The 18,742-nt window shown below is 67.4% G+C and carries 15 protein-coding genes; 6 read left to right on the top strand and 9 right to left on the bottom strand.

Annotation, left to right across the window (positions count from 1 at the left end; all coding sequences use genetic code 11):
• Positions 1-30 precede the first annotated feature (30 nt).
• On the top strand, positions 31-888 hold the full coding sequence (locus GIW57_RS20800) for an EamA/RhaT family transporter (RefSeq protein ID WP_236512636.1): 858 nt from the start codon (positions 31-33) through the stop codon (positions 886-888).
• A gap of 104 nt (positions 889-992) precedes the next feature.
• Here the strand turns inward: GIW57_RS20800 and GIW57_RS20795 are convergent, their stop codons facing one another.
• From GIW57_RS20795 to GIW57_RS20785, 3 genes are all read right to left on the bottom strand, one after another.
• Complete coding sequence (locus tag GIW57_RS20795; protein WP_236512635.1) at positions 993-2,432, bottom strand: ExeM/NucH family extracellular endonuclease; 1,440 nt, start codon at positions 2,430-2,432, stop codon at positions 993-995.
• Between the two features lie 208 nt (positions 2,433-2,640).
• Positions 2,641-3,159, bottom strand: a complete 519-nt coding sequence (locus GIW57_RS20790; RefSeq protein ID WP_088100772.1) for a c-type cytochrome — start codon at positions 3,157-3,159, stop codon at positions 2,641-2,643.
• A 205-nt stretch (positions 3,160-3,364) separates the two neighbouring features.
• Positions 3,365-3,973, bottom strand: coding sequence for a TetR/AcrR family transcriptional regulator (locus GIW57_RS20785; protein ID WP_236512632.1), 609 nt, complete (start codon positions 3,971-3,973; stop codon positions 3,365-3,367).
• Between the two features lie 160 nt (positions 3,974-4,133).
• Here GIW57_RS20785 and GIW57_RS20780 point away from each other — a divergent pair, with 160 nt between their 5' ends.
• The 3 genes from GIW57_RS20780 to GIW57_RS20770 are packed head-to-tail and all read left to right on the top strand — an operon-like array spanning position 4,134 to position 8,925.
• Positions 4,134-5,297, top strand: a complete 1,164-nt coding sequence (locus tag GIW57_RS20780; protein ID WP_089241527.1) for an isovaleryl-CoA dehydrogenase — start codon at positions 4,134-4,136, stop codon at positions 5,295-5,297.
• An 8-nt stretch (positions 5,298-5,305) separates the two neighbouring features.
• Positions 5,306-6,916 (top strand): carboxyl transferase domain-containing protein, encoded by a 1,611-nt coding sequence (locus GIW57_RS20775; protein ID WP_100461875.1) that lies wholly within the window; start codon positions 5,306-5,308, stop codon positions 6,914-6,916.
• 26 nt (positions 6,917-6,942) lie between these two features.
• A complete protein-coding gene (locus GIW57_RS20770; protein WP_236512631.1) occupies positions 6,943-8,925 on the top strand; it encodes an acetyl/propionyl/methylcrotonyl-CoA carboxylase subunit alpha in 1,983 nt (660 codons plus the stop codon).
• 24 nt (positions 8,926-8,949) lie between these two features.
• Here the strand turns inward: GIW57_RS20770 and GIW57_RS20765 are convergent, their stop codons facing one another.
• Together GIW57_RS20765 and GIW57_RS23735 are read right to left on the bottom strand one after the other, a co-directional pair.
• Positions 8,950-10,113: a putative peptide maturation dehydrogenase gene (locus GIW57_RS20765; RefSeq protein WP_236512629.1), complete on the bottom strand. Its 1,164-nt coding sequence runs from the start codon at positions 10,111-10,113 to the stop codon at positions 8,950-8,952.
• A complete protein-coding gene (locus GIW57_RS23735) occupies positions 10,110-10,235 on the bottom strand; it encodes a hypothetical protein (RefSeq protein WP_257216062.1) in 126 nt (41 codons plus the stop codon). Before GIW57_RS23735 ends, GIW57_RS20765 begins: the two co-directional genes overlap by 4 nt.
• Between GIW57_RS23735 and GIW57_RS20760 the strand changes: the two genes are divergently transcribed.
• Entirely contained in the window at positions 10,234-10,518 is a 285-nt protein-coding gene (locus tag GIW57_RS20760; protein ID WP_180164498.1) for an NHLP-related RiPP peptide, read from the top strand. The two genes, GIW57_RS23735 and GIW57_RS20760, sit on opposite strands and share 2 nt — an antisense overlap.
• Before the next feature lie 7 nt (positions 10,519-10,525).
• Here the strand turns inward: GIW57_RS20760 and GIW57_RS20755 are convergent, their stop codons facing one another.
• The 4 genes from GIW57_RS20755 to aceB form a co-directional block, all read right to left on the bottom strand.
• A complete protein-coding gene (locus GIW57_RS20755) occupies positions 10,526-13,027 on the bottom strand; it encodes a putative peptide modification system cyclase (protein ID WP_236512627.1) in 2,502 nt (833 codons plus the stop codon).
• 15 nt (positions 13,028-13,042) lie between these two features.
• Positions 13,043-14,083, bottom strand: a complete 1,041-nt coding sequence (locus tag GIW57_RS20750; RefSeq protein ID WP_100461871.1) for a GGDEF domain-containing protein — start codon at positions 14,081-14,083, stop codon at positions 13,043-13,045.
• Between the two features lie 368 nt (positions 14,084-14,451).
• A complete protein-coding gene (aceA, locus tag GIW57_RS20745; protein ID WP_100554403.1) occupies positions 14,452-15,753 on the bottom strand; it encodes an isocitrate lyase in 1,302 nt (433 codons plus the stop codon).
• Between the two features lie 69 nt (positions 15,754-15,822).
• On the bottom strand, positions 15,823-17,460 hold the full coding sequence (aceB, locus tag GIW57_RS20740) for a malate synthase A (RefSeq protein ID WP_236512625.1): 1,638 nt from the start codon (positions 17,458-17,460) through the stop codon (positions 15,823-15,825).
• A gap of 109 nt (positions 17,461-17,569) precedes the next feature.
• Here aceB and GIW57_RS20735 point away from each other — a divergent pair, with 109 nt between their 5' ends.
• Positions 17,570-18,538: a LysR family transcriptional regulator gene (locus GIW57_RS20735; RefSeq protein ID WP_089241546.1), complete on the top strand. Its 969-nt coding sequence runs from the start codon at positions 17,570-17,572 to the stop codon at positions 18,536-18,538.
• Positions 18,539-18,742: the final 204 nt, after the last annotated feature.

Below are 18,742 nucleotides of genomic sequence, written 5' to 3'. Positions count from 1 at the left end.
CGTCCCCCGCCGCTGCCCTGTGCCCGCCCCATGCTCTACCTGTCCCTGGCCGTGATCTGCAGTGTGCTGGTTTCGGTGTTGTTGAAGCTGGCTGGCCGTCGCCAGCTGGATGTTGCGCAGATGGTGACCTGGAACTATCTGGTCGCCGCGACGATGACGGCGGTGGTGCTGCAGCCGCCGCTGGACGCCTTGCGCGCACCGCACGCACCGTGGGTTTCGCTGCTGGCACTGGCGGTGGTGCTGCCCTCGATCTTCCTGGTGCTGGGCCGCGCGGTGGCGGTGGCCGGCATCGTCCGCAGTGATGTGGCGCAGCGCTTGTCGCTGCTGCTGTCGCTGGCGGCGGCGTTCCTGTTCTTCGGGCAGACCGCCACGCCTTGGAAGCTGGTTGGGCTGGGCCTGGGCCTGCTGGCGATGGTGGCCATCAGCCTGCGTCCACGCGGCCCGGCAGTGGCCGCTTCCGCCGGCGGTTGGGGCTGGTTGCTGGGCGTATGGGCGGGCTTTGCGGTGGTGGATGTGCTGTTGAAGCAGGTGGCGCTGTCGGGCACGCCGTCGATGGCGGCAGTACTGGCCAGTTTCAGCGTGGCCTTCGTGCTGATGCTGGTGTTGCAGCTGTGGCGGCATTTCAGTGGGCGCAGCCGCCTGGCCTGGCGCAACCTCGGTGCGGGCGCGCTGCTGGGCCTGCTCAACGGCGGCAACATCCTGTTCTACGTGCATGCGCACCAGTCGATGCCGGAAAGCCCGGCCACCGTGTTCGCCGGCATGAACATCGGCGTAGTGGTGCTGGGCGCGCTGGTGGGCGTGTTCGCCTTCGGCGAGGCGACCACGCGCTGGAACCGCGCCGGCCTGGCACTGGCGGTGCTGGCGATTGGCTTGATCGCCTGGGGGTAAGTCCCGGGCGATCTTGCCCCTTGTAGGGCCGAGCCCATGCTCGGCTGCCGTTGTCGCGCAAAGCAGCCGAGCGTGGGCTCGGCTCTACAAGAAGGGCCGCCGGGTTATCTGTCGAAGCCCAGCAGCAGCGGGTCGTGGTCGGAGCTGCGCCATGGGCCCTGCACGTTGCGGCCCTGGTAGCCGCTGGCGTCCTGCTCGTCGGCGTTGCTGTGCCACTCGGCGGCGCCACGCAGGCGCTTGGCCATCGTCGGGCTGAGCAGCGCGTGATCGAGGCGACCGGTATAGCCGTTGTAGACGTAGCTGTAGGGCTGTTCGACCTTGGCCACCTTGAAGGCATCCTGCCAGCCCAGGTCATGCAGGATGCGGATCGGATCTTCCATCGCGTAGGCGTTGAAGTCGCCCATCAGCACCACGTCCTTCACCTTCAGGCGCGCGGCTTCGGCCTGCACCCAGATGTTGAGCTGCCTGGCCGATTCCACACGCGTGGCGTTCCAGCAGCCCTGCCCGTCATTGCGGTCGGCGTCGGCACCACTGGCATCGCGGCAGCCCTTGGACTTGAAGTGGTTGGCAACCACCATGAATGGCGCGCCCTTGCCCTGGAACGCCTGCGCCAGCGGCGCACGGCTGTGCTCGACGAACGGACCGTCGAGCTTGGTCAGCGGCTTGCCGAGCGGCTTGAATTCGCTCTTGCGGTAGATGATGCCGACGCGGATCGGATTGCTGCCGGGGCCTTCACCGGCATCGACGAACGCCCACTGCTTGTCGGCCGCGAGACCGGCGTTGAGTGCGTTTACCAGTTCAGCGATGGCCGACTGCGGGCCGTAGCCGTCGTTCTCCAGTTCCATCAGCGCGGCGATATCGGCGCCCAGCACGTTGACGGTGGCGACCAGCTTGCCGACCTGCGCCTTGTGCTCGTCCAGCGTGCGCGCGCCGCGCAGGGTCGGGAATCCGCCGCCCTGGCCGTCACCATTGAAGAAGTTCTCCAGGTTGAAGGCGGCGATATGCAGGCTGCCGGGCACGCTCGGCACGGCCGGCCGCTGCAGTTCCGGCAGCTTCAATGCGCCGTCGACCTGCAGGCTGGGGCGGCCCTGTGCATCCACACGCACGGTGCCTTCCACGTTGCGCAGCTGCATGCCGGTGCGCAGCATCGGGTTGCCGGGCAGGTAGGCGACGCTTGCAGGGTCACGTGCATCGCTGCCGTCGTCCAGCAGCAGGCGGCGGCGCTGGTTGTCGGCCATCACCTGTTCGATACCGGCGCTACCGGGCACGGCCACTTCGGTCGGCTGCCAGAGGCGGCCATCGAAGGCGACGGTGAGCTGGCCGAAGCGTTCCAGGCCATCGGTGCCGGCCAGGGTGAGCGGCGCGGCGATGCGCACGTGCTGGCCCTCCAGTGCACGCCAGTCGGCGGGCGCGGCGGCCAGGGTGACGGTGGCCGGGCTGCGCGGCGCGGTCGCCGGGGTCGGCGCAACCTGCGGCTGGGCCTGGGCGAAAGCGGATGCCGGCATCAGCAGGGACAGGGCAAGGGCGAGGGAACGGCGACGCATCGACAGACGACTCCACGGAAGAGGCGCACAGACTAACCCTGAAATGCGAAACCCCGCCTGCGCGGCGGGGTTTCGGCCTTGGTGGGCAAAGGTAGTGCCGGCCGCTGGCCGGCAACCTCATGACCTCTGTGCGATGCGTGGTTGCCGGCCACCTGACCGGGCACGCGTATCCGCAGTAGATCCACGCCATGCGTGGATGCGGCGCCCGTTACTTCAGATTGCCCAGCATCCAGTCCACCGTGGCGTGGATCTGCTCCTCGGTGAGCGCCGGGTTGCCACCCTTGGGCGGCATGATGCCGCCGTCGGGGCCGGTGTAGCCCTCGATGGCGTGCTTGTAGAGGGTGTCCTTGCCCTGCGCTAGGCGCTTGTCCCAGTGCGAGTGGTCCAGCGTCGGCGCCATGCCTACGCCGGTGGTGTGGCAGGCGGTGCACAGGTTGTCGAAGATCACCTTGCCGTCCTTGGTACCGCCGTAGGCCACCTGCGAGGCGGCCTTGGCCAGCGCGGCGGCATGCGCTGCAGCCTGCGCGGCCGCGCCGGTGCTGCCGGCGTACACCGCGCCGGTAGGCGAAATGCGCTGTTCGGTGCGTTTGGCGGCGGTAGGCGACACCTCGGGCGGAATCCGGGTGTGGATGAACGCGGCCAGGAGGATCAGACCGAGGGTGATGGCCATCAACAGCGCGATCACCATGGAGAAGCGTTTCAGGAACTCCAGATCGTAATTCCGCACTCTTCGTTACCCCTGGCTGATAGTCGTTGGACCACGGCTGAGCGACTGCGTGATGGGCCGAGTATAGAACGCACGCCGCGCCCGACAACAGGCGTCAGGGCTGGTGCGGCGCAGCATGCGGCCGTGGCCGAATGCGGGTAGCGCCGGGCCGCGCCCGGCGAGCGCGAAGCGCGGCAGAAGCCGTCCGGCACCCGCAACAGCGGCATCACCCTGCGCCAACAGCCCGCAGGCAGAAACTGCAGATGGCCTCGACCAGCACGTCTTCGTCGCGGTGCGCTTCGCGGCTGGGCGCGGTCGGGCCGACCATCGCTTCGGTGAAGGCCCCCACCAGGCAGGCGGCGGCAGCGTGCGCGTCCTGCGCCGGCAGCTCACCGGCCGCCACGCCTTCCTCCACCAGGCGCAGGAACACATCACCGAAGGCACGGCGGCCGCGCATGCGCTCGGCTTCCACGTCCGGGTCCACCGGCTCGACGATGAAGGCGTGGGCCAGGCCAGGGCCAGCCAGGGCTCGGCGGACAAAGGCGGTGATGGCCTGGCGCAGGCGCACGCTGGCCGGCTCGGGCGCGCTGGCGATGCGCTCCATGATCGCCACCTCATGGGCCACGGCGGCATTGAGCACTTCCACGAACAGCTCGGCCTTGGACGGGAAGTGGCGGTAGATCAAGCCGGTGGAGACCCCCGCCTGGGTTGCCACGGCCGTTACCGGCGCGTTGCGCCAGCCGCCGGTGGCGACCAGTTCGCGGGTGGCCAGCAGGATCCGTTCACGGGCCCCGGCCAGGCGTTCTTCCATCAATGCTGAGCGTTTATAGGCCATGTTCTGAGTCTGGTTTCAATTTTTGAATTTGTATTCACTTCTTACCCGAACCCCGCTACGCTGGGGTCCAATCGCCCGCGCGGGCTGCTGCTGTGAACAGCGGCCCGCTTCCCCCTTCCGGGTGCGTCCATTCCCCACCTTCCCTCGTGGAGCCATCGCAATGCACGTGCCATCCCTGAACTTCGACCTCGGCGAAGATATCGACCTGCTGCGCCAGAGCGTGGCCCATTTTGCCGCTGCCGAGATCGCGCCGCTCGCGGCCGAGACCGATGCGACCAACCAGTTCCCATTGGCACTATGGCCCAAGCTGGGCGAGCAGGGCCTGCTGGGCCTGACCGTGGAAGAAGAATACGGCGGCACCGGCATGGGCTACCTGGCCCACGTGGTGGCGATGGAAGAAGTGTCGCGTGCTTCCGGTGGCATCGGCCTGTCCTACGGTGCGCACTCGAACCTGTGCGTGAACCAGCTGCGCAAGAACGGCACCGAGGCGCAGAAGCAGCGCTTCCTGCCGGACCTGTGCAGCGGCGCCAAGATCGGTGCGCTGGCGATGAGCGAACCCGGCGCGGGTTCGGACGTGGTGTCGATGAAGCTGCGCGCGGACAAGCGCGGTGACCGCTACGTGCTCAACGGCAACAAGATGTGGATCACCAACGGCCCCGACGCCGACGTGCTGGTGGTCTACGCCAAGACCGACGTCGAGGCCGGCGCGAAAGGCATCACCGCCTTCCTGGTCGAGAAGGGCATGAAGGGCTTCTCCACCGCGCAGAAGCTGGACAAGCTGGGCATGCGCTCCTCGCCCACCTGCGAACTGGTGTTCCAGGACTGCGAGATTCCCGAAGAGAACGTGCTGGGCGCGGTCGGTGGCGGCGTGCGCGTGCTGATGTCCGGCCTGGACTACGAGCGCGTGGTGCTGTCCGGCGGCCCGCTGGGCCTGATGGCCGCCGCGATGGACGTGGTGATGCCGTATGTGCACGAACGCCATCAGTTCGGTGAGCCGATCGGCAGCTTCCAGCTGATCCAGGCCAAGATCGCCGACATGTACGTCGGCCTGGGTGCCTGCCGCGCCTATGTGTATGCGGTGGCGCGCGCCTGCGACCAGGGCCGTACCACCCGCCAGGATGCGGCGGGCGCGATCCTGTACGCCGCCGAGAAAGCGACCTGGCTGACCGGCCAGGCGATCCAGATCCTCGGCGGCAACGGCTACATCAACGAATACCCGACCGGCCGCTTGTGGCGCGATGCCAAGCTGTATGAAATCGGCGCCGGCACGTCGGAGATCCGCCGCATGCTGATCGGCCGCGAACTGTTCCAGCGCACCCTGTAAGGCACCCCATGAGCATCCTAGGCAGCCAGCTGCAACCGGGCAGCGATACGTTTGAAAGCAACCGCGCGGCGATGCAGGCCGTGGTCGACGACCTGCACGCCACCCTCGCCCGCACCGCACTTGGCGGCAGCGAAGCGGCGCGCGCCAAGCACACCGCACGCGGCAAGCTGCTGGTGCGCGACCGCATCGATGCCCTGCTCGACCCGGGCAGTGCGTTCCTGGAAATCGCGCCGCTGGCCGCGCACGGCATGTATGACGACGCTGTGCCCGCCGCTGGCGTGGTTGCCGGCATCGGCCGCGTGAGTGGCGTGGAGTGCGTGATCGTGGCCAACGATGCCACGGTCAAGGGCGGCACCTATTACCCGGTGACGGTGAAGAAGCATCTGCGCGCGCAGGAGATCGCCGAGCAGAACCACCTGCCGTGCATCTACTTGGTCGATTCCGGTGGTGCCTTCCTGCCGCTGCAGGATGAGGTGTTCCCCGACCGCGATCATTTCGGTCGTATCTTCTACAACCAGGCCAACCTGTCGGCGCAGGGCATTCCGCAGATCGCCTGCGTGATGGGCAGCTGCACCGCCGGTGGCGCCTATGTGCCGGCGATGAGCGACGAGACGGTGATCGTGCGCGAGCAGGGCACGATCTTCCTCGGCGGCCCGCCGCTGGTGAAGGCAGCCACTGGCGAAGTGGTGACGGCCGAAGAGCTGGGCGGTGCCGACGTGCACACGCGCATTTCCGGTGTGGCCGACCACATGGCCGACAACGACCTGCAGGCACTGGCACGGGTACGCGCGATCATCGCCCAGCTCAACTGGCGCAAGCCCGAAGCAGCGATGGCGCTGCAGCCGGTGGAAGAACCGCTGCTGCCGGCGCACGAACTGTACGGGGTGATCCCGGCCGATACGCGCAAGCCGTACGACGTGCGTGAGGTGATCGCGCGGCTGGTCGATGGTTCGCGTTTCGACGAGTTCAAGCCGCGCTATGGCGCCACCCTGGTGACCGGCTTCGCCCATCTGCATGGCTATCCGATCGGCATCATCGCCAACAACGGCATCCTGTTTTCCGAGTCCGCACTGAAGGGTGCGCACTTCATCGAGCTGTGCACCCAGCGCAACATCCCGCTGGTGTTCCTGCAGAACATCACCGGCTTCATGGTCGGCCGCAAGTACGAACAGGGCGGCATCGCCAAGGATGGCGCCAAGCTGGTGATGGCCGTGGCCTGTGCCAAGGTACCCAAGTTCACCGTGGTGATCGGCGGCTCGTTCGGTGCCGGCAACTACGGCATGTGCGGCCGCGCGTACTCGCCCAACTTCCTGTGGATGTGGCCCAACGCACGCATCGGCGTGATGGGCGGCGAACAGGCCGCCAGCGTGCTGGCCACGGTCAAGCGTGATGGCATCGAAGCCAAGGGCGGGCAGTGGCCGGGCGAGGAAGAGGATGCATTCAAGGCACCGATCCGCGACCAGTTCGAACAGCAGGGCCACCCTTATTACGCCAGTGCGCGGCTGTGGGACGACGGTGTGATCGATCCGGCCGATACCCGCCGGGTACTGGCCCTGGCCCTGTCGGCCAGCCTCAACGCTCCCCCGCAGCAGACGCGCTTCGGCGTGTTCCGCATGTGACCTGTGCCATGACCGAGTCTGTTGCCATGTTCAGCAAAGTCCTGATCGCCAACCGCGGTGAGATCGCCTGCCGCGTCATCGCCACCTGCCGTCGCCTCGGCATCGCCACCGTGGCGGTGTATTCCGATGCGGACCGCAATGCACGCCATGTGCGCCTGGCCGACGAAGCCATCCACATCGGCCCGGCTGCCGCGCGCGAGAGCTACCTGCGCAGCGATGCGATCCTCGATGCCGCACGCCGCACCGGCGCGCAGGCCATCCATCCCGGCTACGGCTTCCTCTCCGAGAACGCCGATTTCGCTGACGCCTGCGTCGCGGCGGGGATCACCTTCATCGGTCCGCCCGCCAGTGCGATCCGCGCGATGGGCGACAAGAGCGCGGCCAAGGCCTTGATGGCCAAGGCCGGCGTGCCGCTGACGCCGGGCTACCACGGCGACCAGCAGGCGCCGGAGTTCCTGCGCACCCAGGCCGACGGCATCGGCTACCCGGTGCTGATCAAGGCCAGCGCCGGCGGCGGCGGCAAGGGCATGCGCAAAGTCGAGCGCAGCGAGGACTTCGTCGATGCGCTGGCCAGCTGCCAGCGCGAGGCGGCCTCGGCGTTCGGCAACGACCACGTGCTGGTCGAGAAGTATGTCGAGCGCCCGCGCCATATCGAGATCCAGGTGTTCGGCGGTGGTCATGGCGAGGCGGTGTATCTGTTCGAGCGCGACTGCTCGGTGCAGCGTCGCCACCAGAAGGTGCTGGAAGAAGCGCCGGCCCCGGGCATGAGTGCCGACCGCCGCGCCGCGATGGGCAAGGCCGCCGTCGATGCCGCGCGCGCGGTGGGCTACATCGGTGCGGGCACGGTGGAGTTCATCGCCGGCCCGGACGGCGATTTCTACTTCATGGAAATGAACACCCGCCTGCAGGTCGAACACCCGGTCACCGAATTCATCACCGGTACCGACCTGGTGGAATGGCAGCTGCGCGTTGCAGCCGGCCAGCCGCTGCCCAAGCGCCAGGACGAACTGACCATCCACGGCCATGCGCTCGAAGCGCGCTTGTACGCCGAAGATGCCGACCGTGGCTTCCTGCCGTCCACCGGCACCCTGCGCCGCCTGCGCCTGCCGACGCCGTCGGCGAACGTGCGGGTGGACACCGGTGTGGAGGAAGGCGACAGCATCACCCCGTACTACGATCCCATGATTGCCAAGCTGATCGTCTGGGACGTGGACCGCGACGCCGCGCTGCGGCGCATGAGCCAGGCCCTGGCCGACTGCCAGGTGGTGGGCGTGACCACCAATGCCGGCTTCCTGCGCCGCCTGCTGCACACCGATTCGTTCGCCCACGCAAAGCTGGATACCGCACTGATCGAGCGTGAGCAGGCCGCACTGGCGGCGACCGGTGACGGTGAGCAGGCGCTGTGGGAACTGGCAGCGATCGCCGCCGTAGTGAGCACACCGGCCGCTGCCGCCGACGCGCGCGACCCACATTCGCCGTGGCAGGCACAGGATGGCTGGCGGTTGGGCACGCCTGCCGCACGCGTGGTGCCGCTGCAGCAGGGAGAGCGGGCGCACACGCTGAAGGTGTGGGCCACGGCCGATGGCTGGCGCGTGCAGTGCGATGACGCCGCGCCGACGCAGGTCGTCGGCCATGCCGATGGCCACACCCTGTCGGTGCAGCTGGACGCGCGTCGCTGGCGGTTGCAGCTGCAGCGCGACGGCGACCAGCTGTACCTGTTCGGCAGCGATGGCCAGCACCGCTTCACCCTGCACGACCCGGTGGGCGAATCGGAACAGGCCAGCGCCGACGCCGGCAGCCTGCTGGCACCGATGCCCGGCAAGATCGTGGCAACGCTGGTGGCGGCAGGCACGCAGGTGAAGCGCGGCACGCCGCTGGTGGTGCTGGAAGCGATGAAGATGGAGCACACCCTGCAAGCACCGGCCGATGGCACGGTGAAGGGTTATCGTGCCAAGGCCGGTGACCAGGTGGGTGATGGTGCGGTGCTGGTGGATTTCGAAGCGGTGTGATCCCGTCCGGTCACGCGTCGTCGATCAACGCGTGACCGGCCACACCTGGCCAAGCGGATCCAGTTCGGCCGTCACCCGCTCGGCTGCACGCCAGCCAACGCCACAGACCGCCAGTACGCCCTCGGCCATCGGCTGCAGGCCCAGCGCCCGCTCGGCCTCGGCCTCGTTGATCGCTGCGGTGACGAATGCGCCCAGCCCCTGCGCGGTTGCCGCGCTGTAGAGCGCTTGCGATACGTGGCCGGCATCCAGGGTGATCGCGCGATAGGCTTTGGCGTGGCCTCGGTACTTCCAGAACATGCGCTCGAAGCGGCACACCAGGATCAGCTGCACTGGCGCGTTGGCGAACCAGTGCTGACCAGCCAGCAGGCGTTGGCAGAAGCTGTCCAAGTCGCCGGGAGGCACCGCCATCGGGCCCAGTTCGTGTGCGGTGGCGTGGTAGTGATAGAGGCCCGGCGGCAGTCCTTCCACATTGCGCGCCACCACATACGCTTCCAATGGATGCAGGCTGCCGGCCGACGGAATGTTCTTCTTCAGGAAACGCACCCCCGGTTCGGTTTCCACGTGCGCCTGCGCCATCAGCACCTGCTGCAGCAGCCGGGCCAGCATCGGCAACGGCACAGCGCGCGCATCGTCGAAATTGCGGCAGGTCGCACGCGCCTGCAGCTGCGCCTGCATCGGGTCGTCATCGCAGCGCGGCAAGGGCCGCGCATCGGACCGACGGGCCGGCGCTTCGGCGGGCGGCGGGCCGAAGCTGCGCACCAGGTCCTGCGCGGTCATCAGCTGGCTGCGCTCCATGTCGCCGACACTGTCCACGCCATCCCACCGCGAGTGCTGGTAGTGCAGCGCCGATAGCGGCCACCATTGGCTGTCACGTACCTGCTGTTCGACCGCTGCTGCCCCGGCATGCGCCGGATCGTCGCTGACCAGCAGCCCCTGCTCCAGCAGCGCCAGCACACGCTGCCGTGCCTGCGGCTCTGCCGGTAGTGGCTGCCACTGCTCCGCGCTGCACTGGAGCAGCCACAGGCAGCTGACCGCGTCGACCGTGCATGGCGCCGGCAGATGTGCGGCGCGTACCTGCAGGGATTGTTCGAAGCCAACGCCACTGCCGCCGGCAAGCAGCGCATCCAGGTCGAAATGCGCTCGCTCCACCGGTTCGACGATCATCGTCCTGCAGCGACGGAAGTTCATTCGATGCGCATCCGGAAGCGTGGGTGGCCGGCGATGATAGCGTGGTGGCCGACACGCACCATCAATTCCCGCTGCGTCCAGCCGATACTGTTTTTTTCCCCTCCCTGCCGGTAGTGAACCATGTCCCGTGCTCCTCTCTCCCCCGAAGTGGTCCAGACCCTGCTCAAGCACCTTTCCAGCGACGATGCCTTCCGCAGTGCCTTCGCTGCCGACCCGGCAAAGGCACTGATTGCGCTGGGCGCAGATGCTGACAGCGTTGGTGCGTGCAACACGCCGCTGGACTCGCTGGGCGGCAAGGAAGAATTTGCCCGGGCGGCGGCGCTGTTGAGCGAACGCCTGGCCGTGACCGGACCGTTCAAGGTGCCCTTCATGTTCGAAAGCGGCCTGAAGGGGCTGCAGGACTGATCCGCCCTCAGGGTGCGCCTGCTGCCTGCTGCGCGCTGGCCGCATCGGCCAGCCGGCGCGCATCGGCCACGTTCAATGGCAGCAGGACCAGGGCACCGGCGTCTTCGGCGAAGGCCATGCCCGTGCGCTGGCGCAACCAGCGCTCCCGGCGCTGCACGGCCTGATCGCGGCCGAGCGCGCGATCGATATCCAGCTGCAGTACATGCCACTGGTACAGCGTGCCGTTGGCCAGCGGCTTCAACAGTGCCGAAGCGGCCTCTGCATTGCCGGCGTTCAGTTCGCCACGCGCGCGAAGCAGCAGCCACAATTCCTGCAGCCGCGGGTCGGTGCTGCGTTCAACCAACGCCTGCAGTGCAGGCCGGCGGGAGCGCAGCTCGGCGTCCAGGCCGGCGCGCTGCAGGTGGTAGGCCACGGACAGCGCAATGAAAGCCCGATGACGCGGTGCGGCACCGACTCCCTCATCGACTGCCGCAAGGGTACGGTCCAGCAACCGTGCGTATTGCACTCGGGAACCGCTGCCGCCGGCCTGTGCAGTCCATGCCAGTGACTGCAGGGCCAGGATGTCGCACAGCTCCGGCACACTCGCGCACTGCTCGACGGCCTGCGTCATCTCAGCGGCCGCATCGTTGACCCGACCTTGCAGGGCGAGAAGTCCGCCGTACTCCATGCGCGCGCCGAGCCCGCGAGAGGTAATGGCTTCACTGCGCTCGTGCGCCTTCTGTACCTCGCCATCCAGCAGCAGCGCGACCGCCTCCAGCATGTCGCCGTGCCAGTTCGGCAACGCGCCTGCTTCCTTGAACGCAGCGACGGCGGCCTTGACCTCGCCACGCGCAAGCTGGGTGCGGCCAACGAAGGACAGGACCAGCGCGCGATGTGTCTGATGGCGTTCCAACAGCGGCATCATGTCGGCCAACGCGCCGTCATAGTCGCCATAGGCAAACAGGGCCATCGCGTGATTCATCCAACCAGCCGGATCATCCGGATACAGCTGGGTCAGCATCCGCCACTTTTCCGCACTGCGCTGCGGGGGAGCGCCACTGAAGTCCGCACCCCAGGCGTCCAGATACAGCTGGTCGCGCGCACTCAACCGCGTGCGCCCCGACACCGCCTGACGGTACAGTTCGCCGGCCGCCGACACGTTGCCCATGGCGTACTGCAGCCGCATCTGCCCGATGTAGGCAAAGGTGAACTGTGGATCCAGGCGGGTCGCCTGCTGGAAGAACAGCAGCGCTTCATCGAAACGCTCCTGTGCCAGCGCATCGCTGCCTTTGGCGTAGGCATGCAGCGCATCAAGATTGGCGGTAGCCACCGTGGGCAGGGGTTTCTGCTCGCGGCTGACATCGTGCAGCGCCTCACCCAGGTCGCTGCGCAGTGCCTTCACCACGGTATCGGTGGAGGCCAGGATCGAATCCAGGCCGTTGCCATCGGCGAAATGCGTGTACACCGTCTGCCCAGTGCGTGGGTCCACCACCTCCACGCCCACCCGTACCTTGCCGTTGAGCTCGAGCACGGTGGGCATCAGCACCGCACGCGCGCCATCGCGCAGCGCAACCTCGATCGCCAGGGCGCGGTCCAGCCGTGCATTGGCCGGGCGCTGCATCAACTGCAGGGTGTCACGCACCTTCAGTTCACTGAGGATGTTGACGAAGCGCGACTGCCCCAGGCTGATGTAGAGCGCCTGTTCCAGGCTGGAATCCAGCTGCGGATAGGCCGTGCTGTTGCTGACCGCCGCCAGGATCACCCAGTCGCGCTCGGCGAATGCGATTGCCGGCGCCGGCCGCAGCAGCGTCCACATCACCACGGCCAGCGCCACCGCCAGCGTCGCCTCGGTGAACAGCGCAGCCGGGCGACGCCACAGCGGCAGATCCCGCCAGGCCTTGTCGCCCGAACGCGGCCGGCGCAGCGGCGCGCGGCCACGGATGCCGACTTCGAACACATGCTGGCGCTCGCCAATGCCCTTGAAGCGCCAAAGCCCATGGTCCTTCCAACGCAGTTCGTCCGCCGCCCAAGGCAACTCGCTGTCGGCCCGCCGGGCCATCTGTTCGGCTGCTGAGGACAGCAGCACCTGCCCAGGCCACGCCAGTTGCATCAGACGCGCGGCCATCGGCTTGGCCAGACCCTCGACCTCCACCGCCTTTGCGCCGTGGGCAACGGCCTCGGCACTGTTGTCCCACAACAGCACGTCACCCACGTGCAGGCCGGCGCGCGCGCGCAGCACGATGCCGCGCTCGTGGCCCATCGCGTCGACCGCGTTCTGGTAGGAAATGGCGAAACCGATGCCATCGATGGGACGTTCGAACAGAACGAACAAGCCATCGGAGCGATCAATCAGCTGGCCGTTCCACTGCTGCTGCAGCCCCAGGACCAGACGGTCATGCTGCTGGAAGAATTCGGCGGCGGCGACATCGCCGATACGCTCCACCAGCTGCAGCGAATCGCACAGGTCGGTGAACAGCAGCGCCCGCAGCTGGGCGTTATGCGGGGCCGACGTTCCGTTGTCGCCATTCATCGCCTGGATCTCCGCTCAGTGTCCATCCGGACCATCGGTCCACCGCAGGCAGTTGCCGCCTGCGCGCTTGGCTTGGTACAGCGCACGATCGGCGCGAGCGTACCACTCGCTCCAGTCCGCGTCAGGGGCCAGCAGGCTGGCCCCGATGCTGGCCAGGCTGACGTGCGGGGTGCCATGGCTGCGCTCGAGCAGGCCGTGCACCGCGCTGAGGATGAACTCGGCGGCGTGCTGCACGATCTCGATGTTGCCCCGGCGCAGGATCAGGCAGAACTCATCTCCGCCCAGGCGGCAGGCCAGGTCATGTTCACCGGCCATCGAGCGCAGGATGTTGCCCATGCTCTGCAGCACCCGGTCACCGGCCTGGTGGCCATGGCGGTCGTTGATCTGCTTGAACCGGTCGCAGTCGATCAGCAGCAATGCCTGCGGCGGCCCTTCTTCCTGCGTGTGGCATTCCTGCAGGTACAGGGCCAGGCCGCGGCGGTTGTGCAGGCCGGTCAGTTCGTCGGTGCGCACCAGCTCACGCGTGTGCGTCAGCTGGTGGGTGGTGATGTACAGGTTGTCCAGCGCAGCTTCCAGGTCATGGTTGCGCCGCCGCAGCTGGCTGATCAGGGCCTGCTCGTTGGTCAGCACGCGCAGGATCGTGCGCCGCAGGAAGTAGGCGACCAGGCCCGGGTCGGACTCGACCAGGCGATGGAAATCAGCCGGCCCCAGTTCCAGCAGGTGGCAGTCAGCCATCACCCGCGCGCTGGCGCTGCGCAGATGGTCGCCCATCAACAGGCCGAGCTCACCGAAAAATTCATGCCGGCCGAGCGTCTTCAGCACCAGGTCCTCGCCGAAGTCGAGCTCGATCAGGCCTTCAAGGATGATGTACATGCACTCGCCGCGATGGCCGCGCTGGAACAGCCACTGGCCCGCCTGCAGCCTGCAGGGCTGGGCGAACCGGGCGAACAGGGTGACCTCTTCTTCGGAAAGCAGCGCGTGCACGATTTCGGCCATCGCCACCTTGGCGATACCGGTTGTCGTGTCCATGTTCTCGGCCGCACCCCTGCCGGTCATTCCCTGCACCCGCCGCCAGCGTCCCCTGGTGAGCCGCGGAGCATATCAGTGAATCAAACTGTGCGCCGCTTCTCATTTTTGTGAAGACGCAGCGCTCCGCCTCATCCACAGGGAAACGCCCCATTCACGCGTATTGGCGGCAGAAGGAAAGCAAGCCATTTCAATATCTTGGCGTGGCCGCGACGCCGATTGTCGCAGCAGCCACAGATACAACGACGCCGGCAGATCCCCCGATCTGCCGGCGTCGTCTGGCCCTTCCCTGGCCACCCTGATCGGATCCGCAGCCCCGGTAGAGCCGGCCGTTGGCCGGCTGCCACGCAGCGCCCGGAGCATCGTGTGGTTGCCGGCCAGCGGCCGGCCCTACCGGATCACGCGGCGCGTTCGCTGCGCTCGCCGTGGAACTGCTCTTCCTCGGTCGAGCCGGTCAGCGCGGTGGTCGAGGACTGCCCCTGCTGGATCGCCTGGGTGACCGCATCGAAGTAGCCGGTGCCGACCTCACGCTGGTGCTTGACCGCGGTGAAGCCACGCTCGGCCGCTTCGAACTCGGCTTCCTGCAGCTCCACGAAGGCGCTCATCTGCCGGCGCGCATAGCCGTGGGCCAGGTTGAACATGCCGTAGTTCAGCGCGTGGAAACCGGCCAGGGTGATGAACTGGAACTTGTAGCCGTAGCTGCCCAGCTCCTTCTGGAACTTGGCGATGGTCGCGTCGTCCAGGTTCTTCTTCCAGTTGAAGCTGGGCGAGCAGTTGTAGGCCAGCAGCTTGCCCGGGAACTTCGCATGGATCGCCTCGGCGAATTTCCGGGCGAATTCCAGGTCCGGCTTGCCGGTCTCGCACCACACCAGGTCGGCATACGGCGCATACGCCAGGCCGCGGCTGATGGCCTGGTCCAGGCCGTTGCGGGTCTTGTAGAAGCCTTCCACGGTGCGCTCACCGGTGGCGAACGGCGTGTCGTTGCCATCGATGTCGCTGGTCAGCAGATCAGCAGCCTCGGCGTCGGTACGCGCCACCAGCAGTGTCGGCACGCCCAGCACGTCGGCGGCCAGGCGCGCGGCGTTGAGCTTCTCGATCGCCTCGCGGGTCGGCACCAGCACCTTGCCACCCATGTGGCCGCACTTCTTCACCGAGGCCAGCTGGTCTTCGAAGTGCACACCGGCCGCACCGGCTTCGATCATCGCCTTCATCAGTTCGAAGGCGTTGAGCACGCCGCCGAAACCGGCTTCGGCGTCGGCCACGATCGGCTGCAGGAAGTCGATGTCATCCTTGCCTTCGGCATGGTGCAGCTGGTCGGCACGCAACAGCGTGTTGTTGATGCGCTTGACCACCGCCGGCACCGAATCGGCCGGATACAGCGACTGGTCCGGGTACATCTGACCGGCCAGGTTGGCATCGGCCGCCACCTGCCAACCGGACAGATAGATTGCCTTCAGCCCGGCCTTCACCTGCTGCATGGCCTGGTTGCCGGTCAGCGCGCCGAGCGCGTTGACGAAGTCGCGCTCATGCAGCGATTTCCACAGCTTTTCCGCACCCAGCCGGGCCAGCGAATGCTCGATATGGACGGTGCCACGCAGGCGCACCACGTCGGCGGCGCTGTAGTTGCGCTGGATGCCTTCCCAGCGCGGATTGGTGTCCCAGTCGTGCTGGATCTGTTCGGCAGTGGGCAGCGTGCTCATGTCTATCTCCAGTTCGGTTCGTGCGGATGCAGCGGGGAAGGAAACGGCGGGGAAAGTGGCGTGCAGCGATCAGTCGATGCGCGCGTACGCCGGCAGGGTCAGGAAGTCGGTCAGTTCAGTGCTGCGGCTCAGCTCGGCCAGCAGGGTGATGGCTTCTTCGATGCGGCCGCCACCTGGCAGCGCCGAGGTATCGCCGAGGCGCGCAGGCAGCTGCGCCAGAGTGGTATCGAGCAGCGCCAGGTCGATGGCGGTGCCGTCGTCCAGCTGCTGGCCCGGCGTGTGCAGCCACTGCCACAGCTGGCTGCGGCTGATCTCGGCGGTCGCTGCGTCCTCCATCAGATGATGGATCGGCACGCAGCCATTGCCGTCCAGCCACGCGGCCAGGTAGCGCACGCAGACTTCGACATTGCCTTCGAAGCCAGCACGGGTGATCGTGCCCGGCGGACGCGCGATCAGTTCATCGCGACCCACGCGCACATCTTGGCGCAGCACCTGGTGCTGGTTGGGCGTGGGCATGTGCTCGTCGAAGATCGCCATCGCCACCGGAATCAGCGCCGGATGCGCGACCCACGTGCCATCGTGGCCGGCGGTCACTTCGCGCAGCTTGTCGGCACGCACCCGCGCCATCGCCTGCTCGTTGGCGGCGGCATCGTTGTTGATCGGGATCTGCGCGGCCATGCCACCCATCGCATGTGCGCCGCGGCGATGGCAGGTCTGGATCAGCAGCTCCGAATAAGCCTTCAGGAACGGCTGGGTCATGGTCACCTGGCCGCGCTCGGGCAGCACACGGTCAGCGTGGCGGCGGAAGGTCTTCAGGTACGAGAAGATGTAATCCCAGCGCCCGCAGTTGAGGCCGACGATGCGATCGCGCAGGGCATGCAGGATCTCGTCCATCTCGAACACCGCCGGCAGCGTCTCGATCAGCACCGTAACCTTGATCTGCCCGTGCGGCAGGCCGAGCATGCCTTCGATGTGCGACAGCGCGGTCTCCCACAGCGCCGCCTCTTCCATGCTCTGCAGCTTGGGCAGGTAGAAGTACGGGCCACGATCCCTGGACTGCAGCGCGCGCGCATTGTGGAAGGCGAACACCGCCGCATCGAACAGGCCACCGGCGAGGAACTGGCCATCGACGCGCACATGCTTTTCGTCCAGGTGCCAGCCGCGCGGACGCACGATCAGCACCGCCTGCTCGTCGTAGGGGCGCAGCGCGTAATGCTTGCCCGCCTTGCCGTTGGATGCCGGTGCGGTGTACTGCAGGTCGCCGCGCACTGCGGCAGCCAACGACTGCTGGCCAGCCAGCAGGTTGCGCCAGGTCGGCGAGGTCGAATCCTCGAAGTCGGCCATGAACACCTTGGCGCCGGAGTTCAGCGCGTTGATGACCATCTTCGGGTCGGTCGGCCCGGTGATCTCGACGCGGCGATCCTGCAGCGCGGCCGGCAGCGGCGCCACGGTCCAGTCACCGCTGCGGATCGCGGTGGTGTCCTGGCGGAAGTCCGGCAGGCCGCCTTGGTCGAAGAACGCCTGGCGCTCTCGGCGGGCCTGCAGCCGCGCCTGCCGGCCGGGTTCCACTGCCCGGTGCAGGGACACCAGCAGCGCCAGCAACGGCGCCGGCAGCACGGTGGCCTGGCCCGCCACCTGGGTCGCCAGGGCGATGCCCGGCGTGGCCTTGGCGGCGGTGGAGGGAACAGCGGAAGCGACGGCGGACATGGGAGGACTCCAGCGTGGGGGAACGACTCCACCGTGCCGCCGCAGACCTGTATTTGGCAAAACAGTTTTTGCAATGCTTTACATAAGTTATGCTAATACTTGTGACGCCATGACCACGCGCCCCTCGCCAAGTCCTCGTTTTTCCTACAAATCCGATCGGCTGAAGCCGCTGCGTGCGTTCTGTCAGACGGTGCGACTGGGCTCGGTCTCACGAGCGGCTGAGGCGCTTTTCGTCAGCCAACCGGCCATCAGCCTGCAGTTGCAGGCGCTGGAGCGCGAGCTGGGGGTGCCCCTGTTCGAGCGCAGCGGCCGGCGCCTGGTGCCCAGCCGCGAGGGCCAGCTGCTGTATGAAATGGCGCAACCGCTGGTAGAGAGCCTGGACGGCCTGGAAGCACGCTTCCGCGACAAGGTGCGCGGCCTGGACGCGGGCGAGCTGAACATCGCTGCCAACAGCTCGACCATCCTGTACCTGCTGCCGAAGATCGTCGAACGCTTCCGCCAGCATTACCCCGACGTACGCCTGACCCTGCACAACGCCATCAGCGCCGACGGCACCGACCTGTTGCGCGAGGATGCAGCCGACCTGGCGATCGGCTCGATGACCGATGTGCCGGCCGACCTCAGCTACGCCCCGGCCTACCGTTTCGAGCAGGTGCTGATCGCCCCGCATGACCATCCACTGGCCAGCGGTGGCGAGCTGGAACTGGCCGACATCGCCCGTTACCCGCTGGTGCTGCCGCCGAAGCGGCAGATCACTTACCGGCTGGTCGACCAGGTGTTCCAGCGCCACCGCATCGCCTACACGGTTGCGCTGGAAGTGGGCGGCTGGGAAGTGATCAAGCAGTACGTGGCGATGGGCATGGGCATTTCCATCGTGCCGGCGCTGTGCCTGAACGATGCTGACCACGAGCGGTTGGCGGCGCGTTCGATGAAGCGCTGGTTCCCCGAGCGCAGTTACGGGGTGATCGTTCGCCGCGGCAAGGCGTTGTCGGCGCAGGCGCGGGCGTTTGTCGAGCTGATCCAGCCGGAGTTGTTCAGCCCGCGCGATTACGACCAGAGCGGGCATTCGGAGCGGTGAGGGTTTGCCGGCAGGGCTGCGCCCTGCACCTGCAGAAGCAACGGCAACGGCAACAGCGGGGATTCCGTGGGATGGCGGGGTGGGGTCGGATTGCGGGGACGCCGTGAACCCCCCCCTTGGGGGGTTGGCCCGGCGTCCCTGCCCCGGGCACCCCCCCCAACCGGACCCCCCCCCCCTCCCCCGGTTGGCCCGGTCTTTTGGGAC

It is taken from the genome of Stenotrophomonas sp. PA-6-5C, from assembly GCF_021605635.1.
In the GTDB taxonomy this organism is placed as follows: Bacteria; Pseudomonadota; Gammaproteobacteria; order Xanthomonadales; family Xanthomonadaceae; genus Stenotrophomonas; species Stenotrophomonas lactitubi.
Note: the sequence above shows the minus strand (reverse complement) of the source record. Positions and strands in the feature narration are given on the sequence as shown.

Coding starts and splice junctions, on each gene's coding strand:
- GIW57_RS20800 (WP_236512636.1), top strand. CDS start 31: ATGCTCTACCTGTCCCTGGCCGTGATCTGCAGTGTGCTGGTTTCGGTG.
- GIW57_RS20795 (WP_236512635.1), bottom strand. CDS start 2,432: ATGCGTCGCCGTTCCCTCGCCCTTGCCCTGTCCCTGCTGATGCCGGCA.
- GIW57_RS20775 (WP_100461875.1), top strand. CDS start 5,306: ATGAGCATCCTAGGCAGCCAGCTGCAACCGGGCAGCGATACGTTTGAA.
- GIW57_RS20750 (WP_100461871.1), bottom strand. CDS start 14,083: ATGACCGGCAGGGGTGCGGCCGAGAACATGGACACGACAACCGGTATC.
- GIW57_RS20755 (WP_236512627.1), bottom strand. CDS start 13,027: ATGAATGGCGACAACGGAACGTCGGCCCCGCATAACGCCCAGCTGCGG.
- GIW57_RS20770 (WP_236512631.1), top strand. CDS start 6,943: ATGTTCAGCAAAGTCCTGATCGCCAACCGCGGTGAGATCGCCTGCCGC.
- aceA (WP_100554403.1), bottom strand. CDS start 15,753: ATGAGCACGCTGCCCACTGCCGAACAGATCCAGCACGACTGGGACACC.
- GIW57_RS23735 (WP_257216062.1), bottom strand. CDS start 10,235: ATGGTTCACTACCGGCAGGGAGGGGAAAAAAACAGTATCGGCTGGACG.
- aceB (WP_236512625.1), bottom strand. CDS start 17,460: ATGTCCGCCGTCGCTTCCGCTGTTCCCTCCACCGCCGCCAAGGCCACG.
- GIW57_RS20735 (WP_089241546.1), top strand. CDS start 17,570: ATGACCACGCGCCCCTCGCCAAGTCCTCGTTTTTCCTACAAATCCGAT.
- GIW57_RS20760 (WP_180164498.1), top strand. CDS start 10,234: ATGTCCCGTGCTCCTCTCTCCCCCGAAGTGGTCCAGACCCTGCTCAAG.
- GIW57_RS20785 (WP_236512632.1), bottom strand. CDS start 3,973: ATGGCCTATAAACGCTCAGCATTGATGGAAGAACGCCTGGCCGGGGCC.
- GIW57_RS20765 (WP_236512629.1), bottom strand. CDS start 10,113: ATGAACTTCCGTCGCTGCAGGACGATGATCGTCGAACCGGTGGAGCGA.
- GIW57_RS20780 (WP_089241527.1), top strand. CDS start 4,134: ATGCACGTGCCATCCCTGAACTTCGACCTCGGCGAAGATATCGACCTG.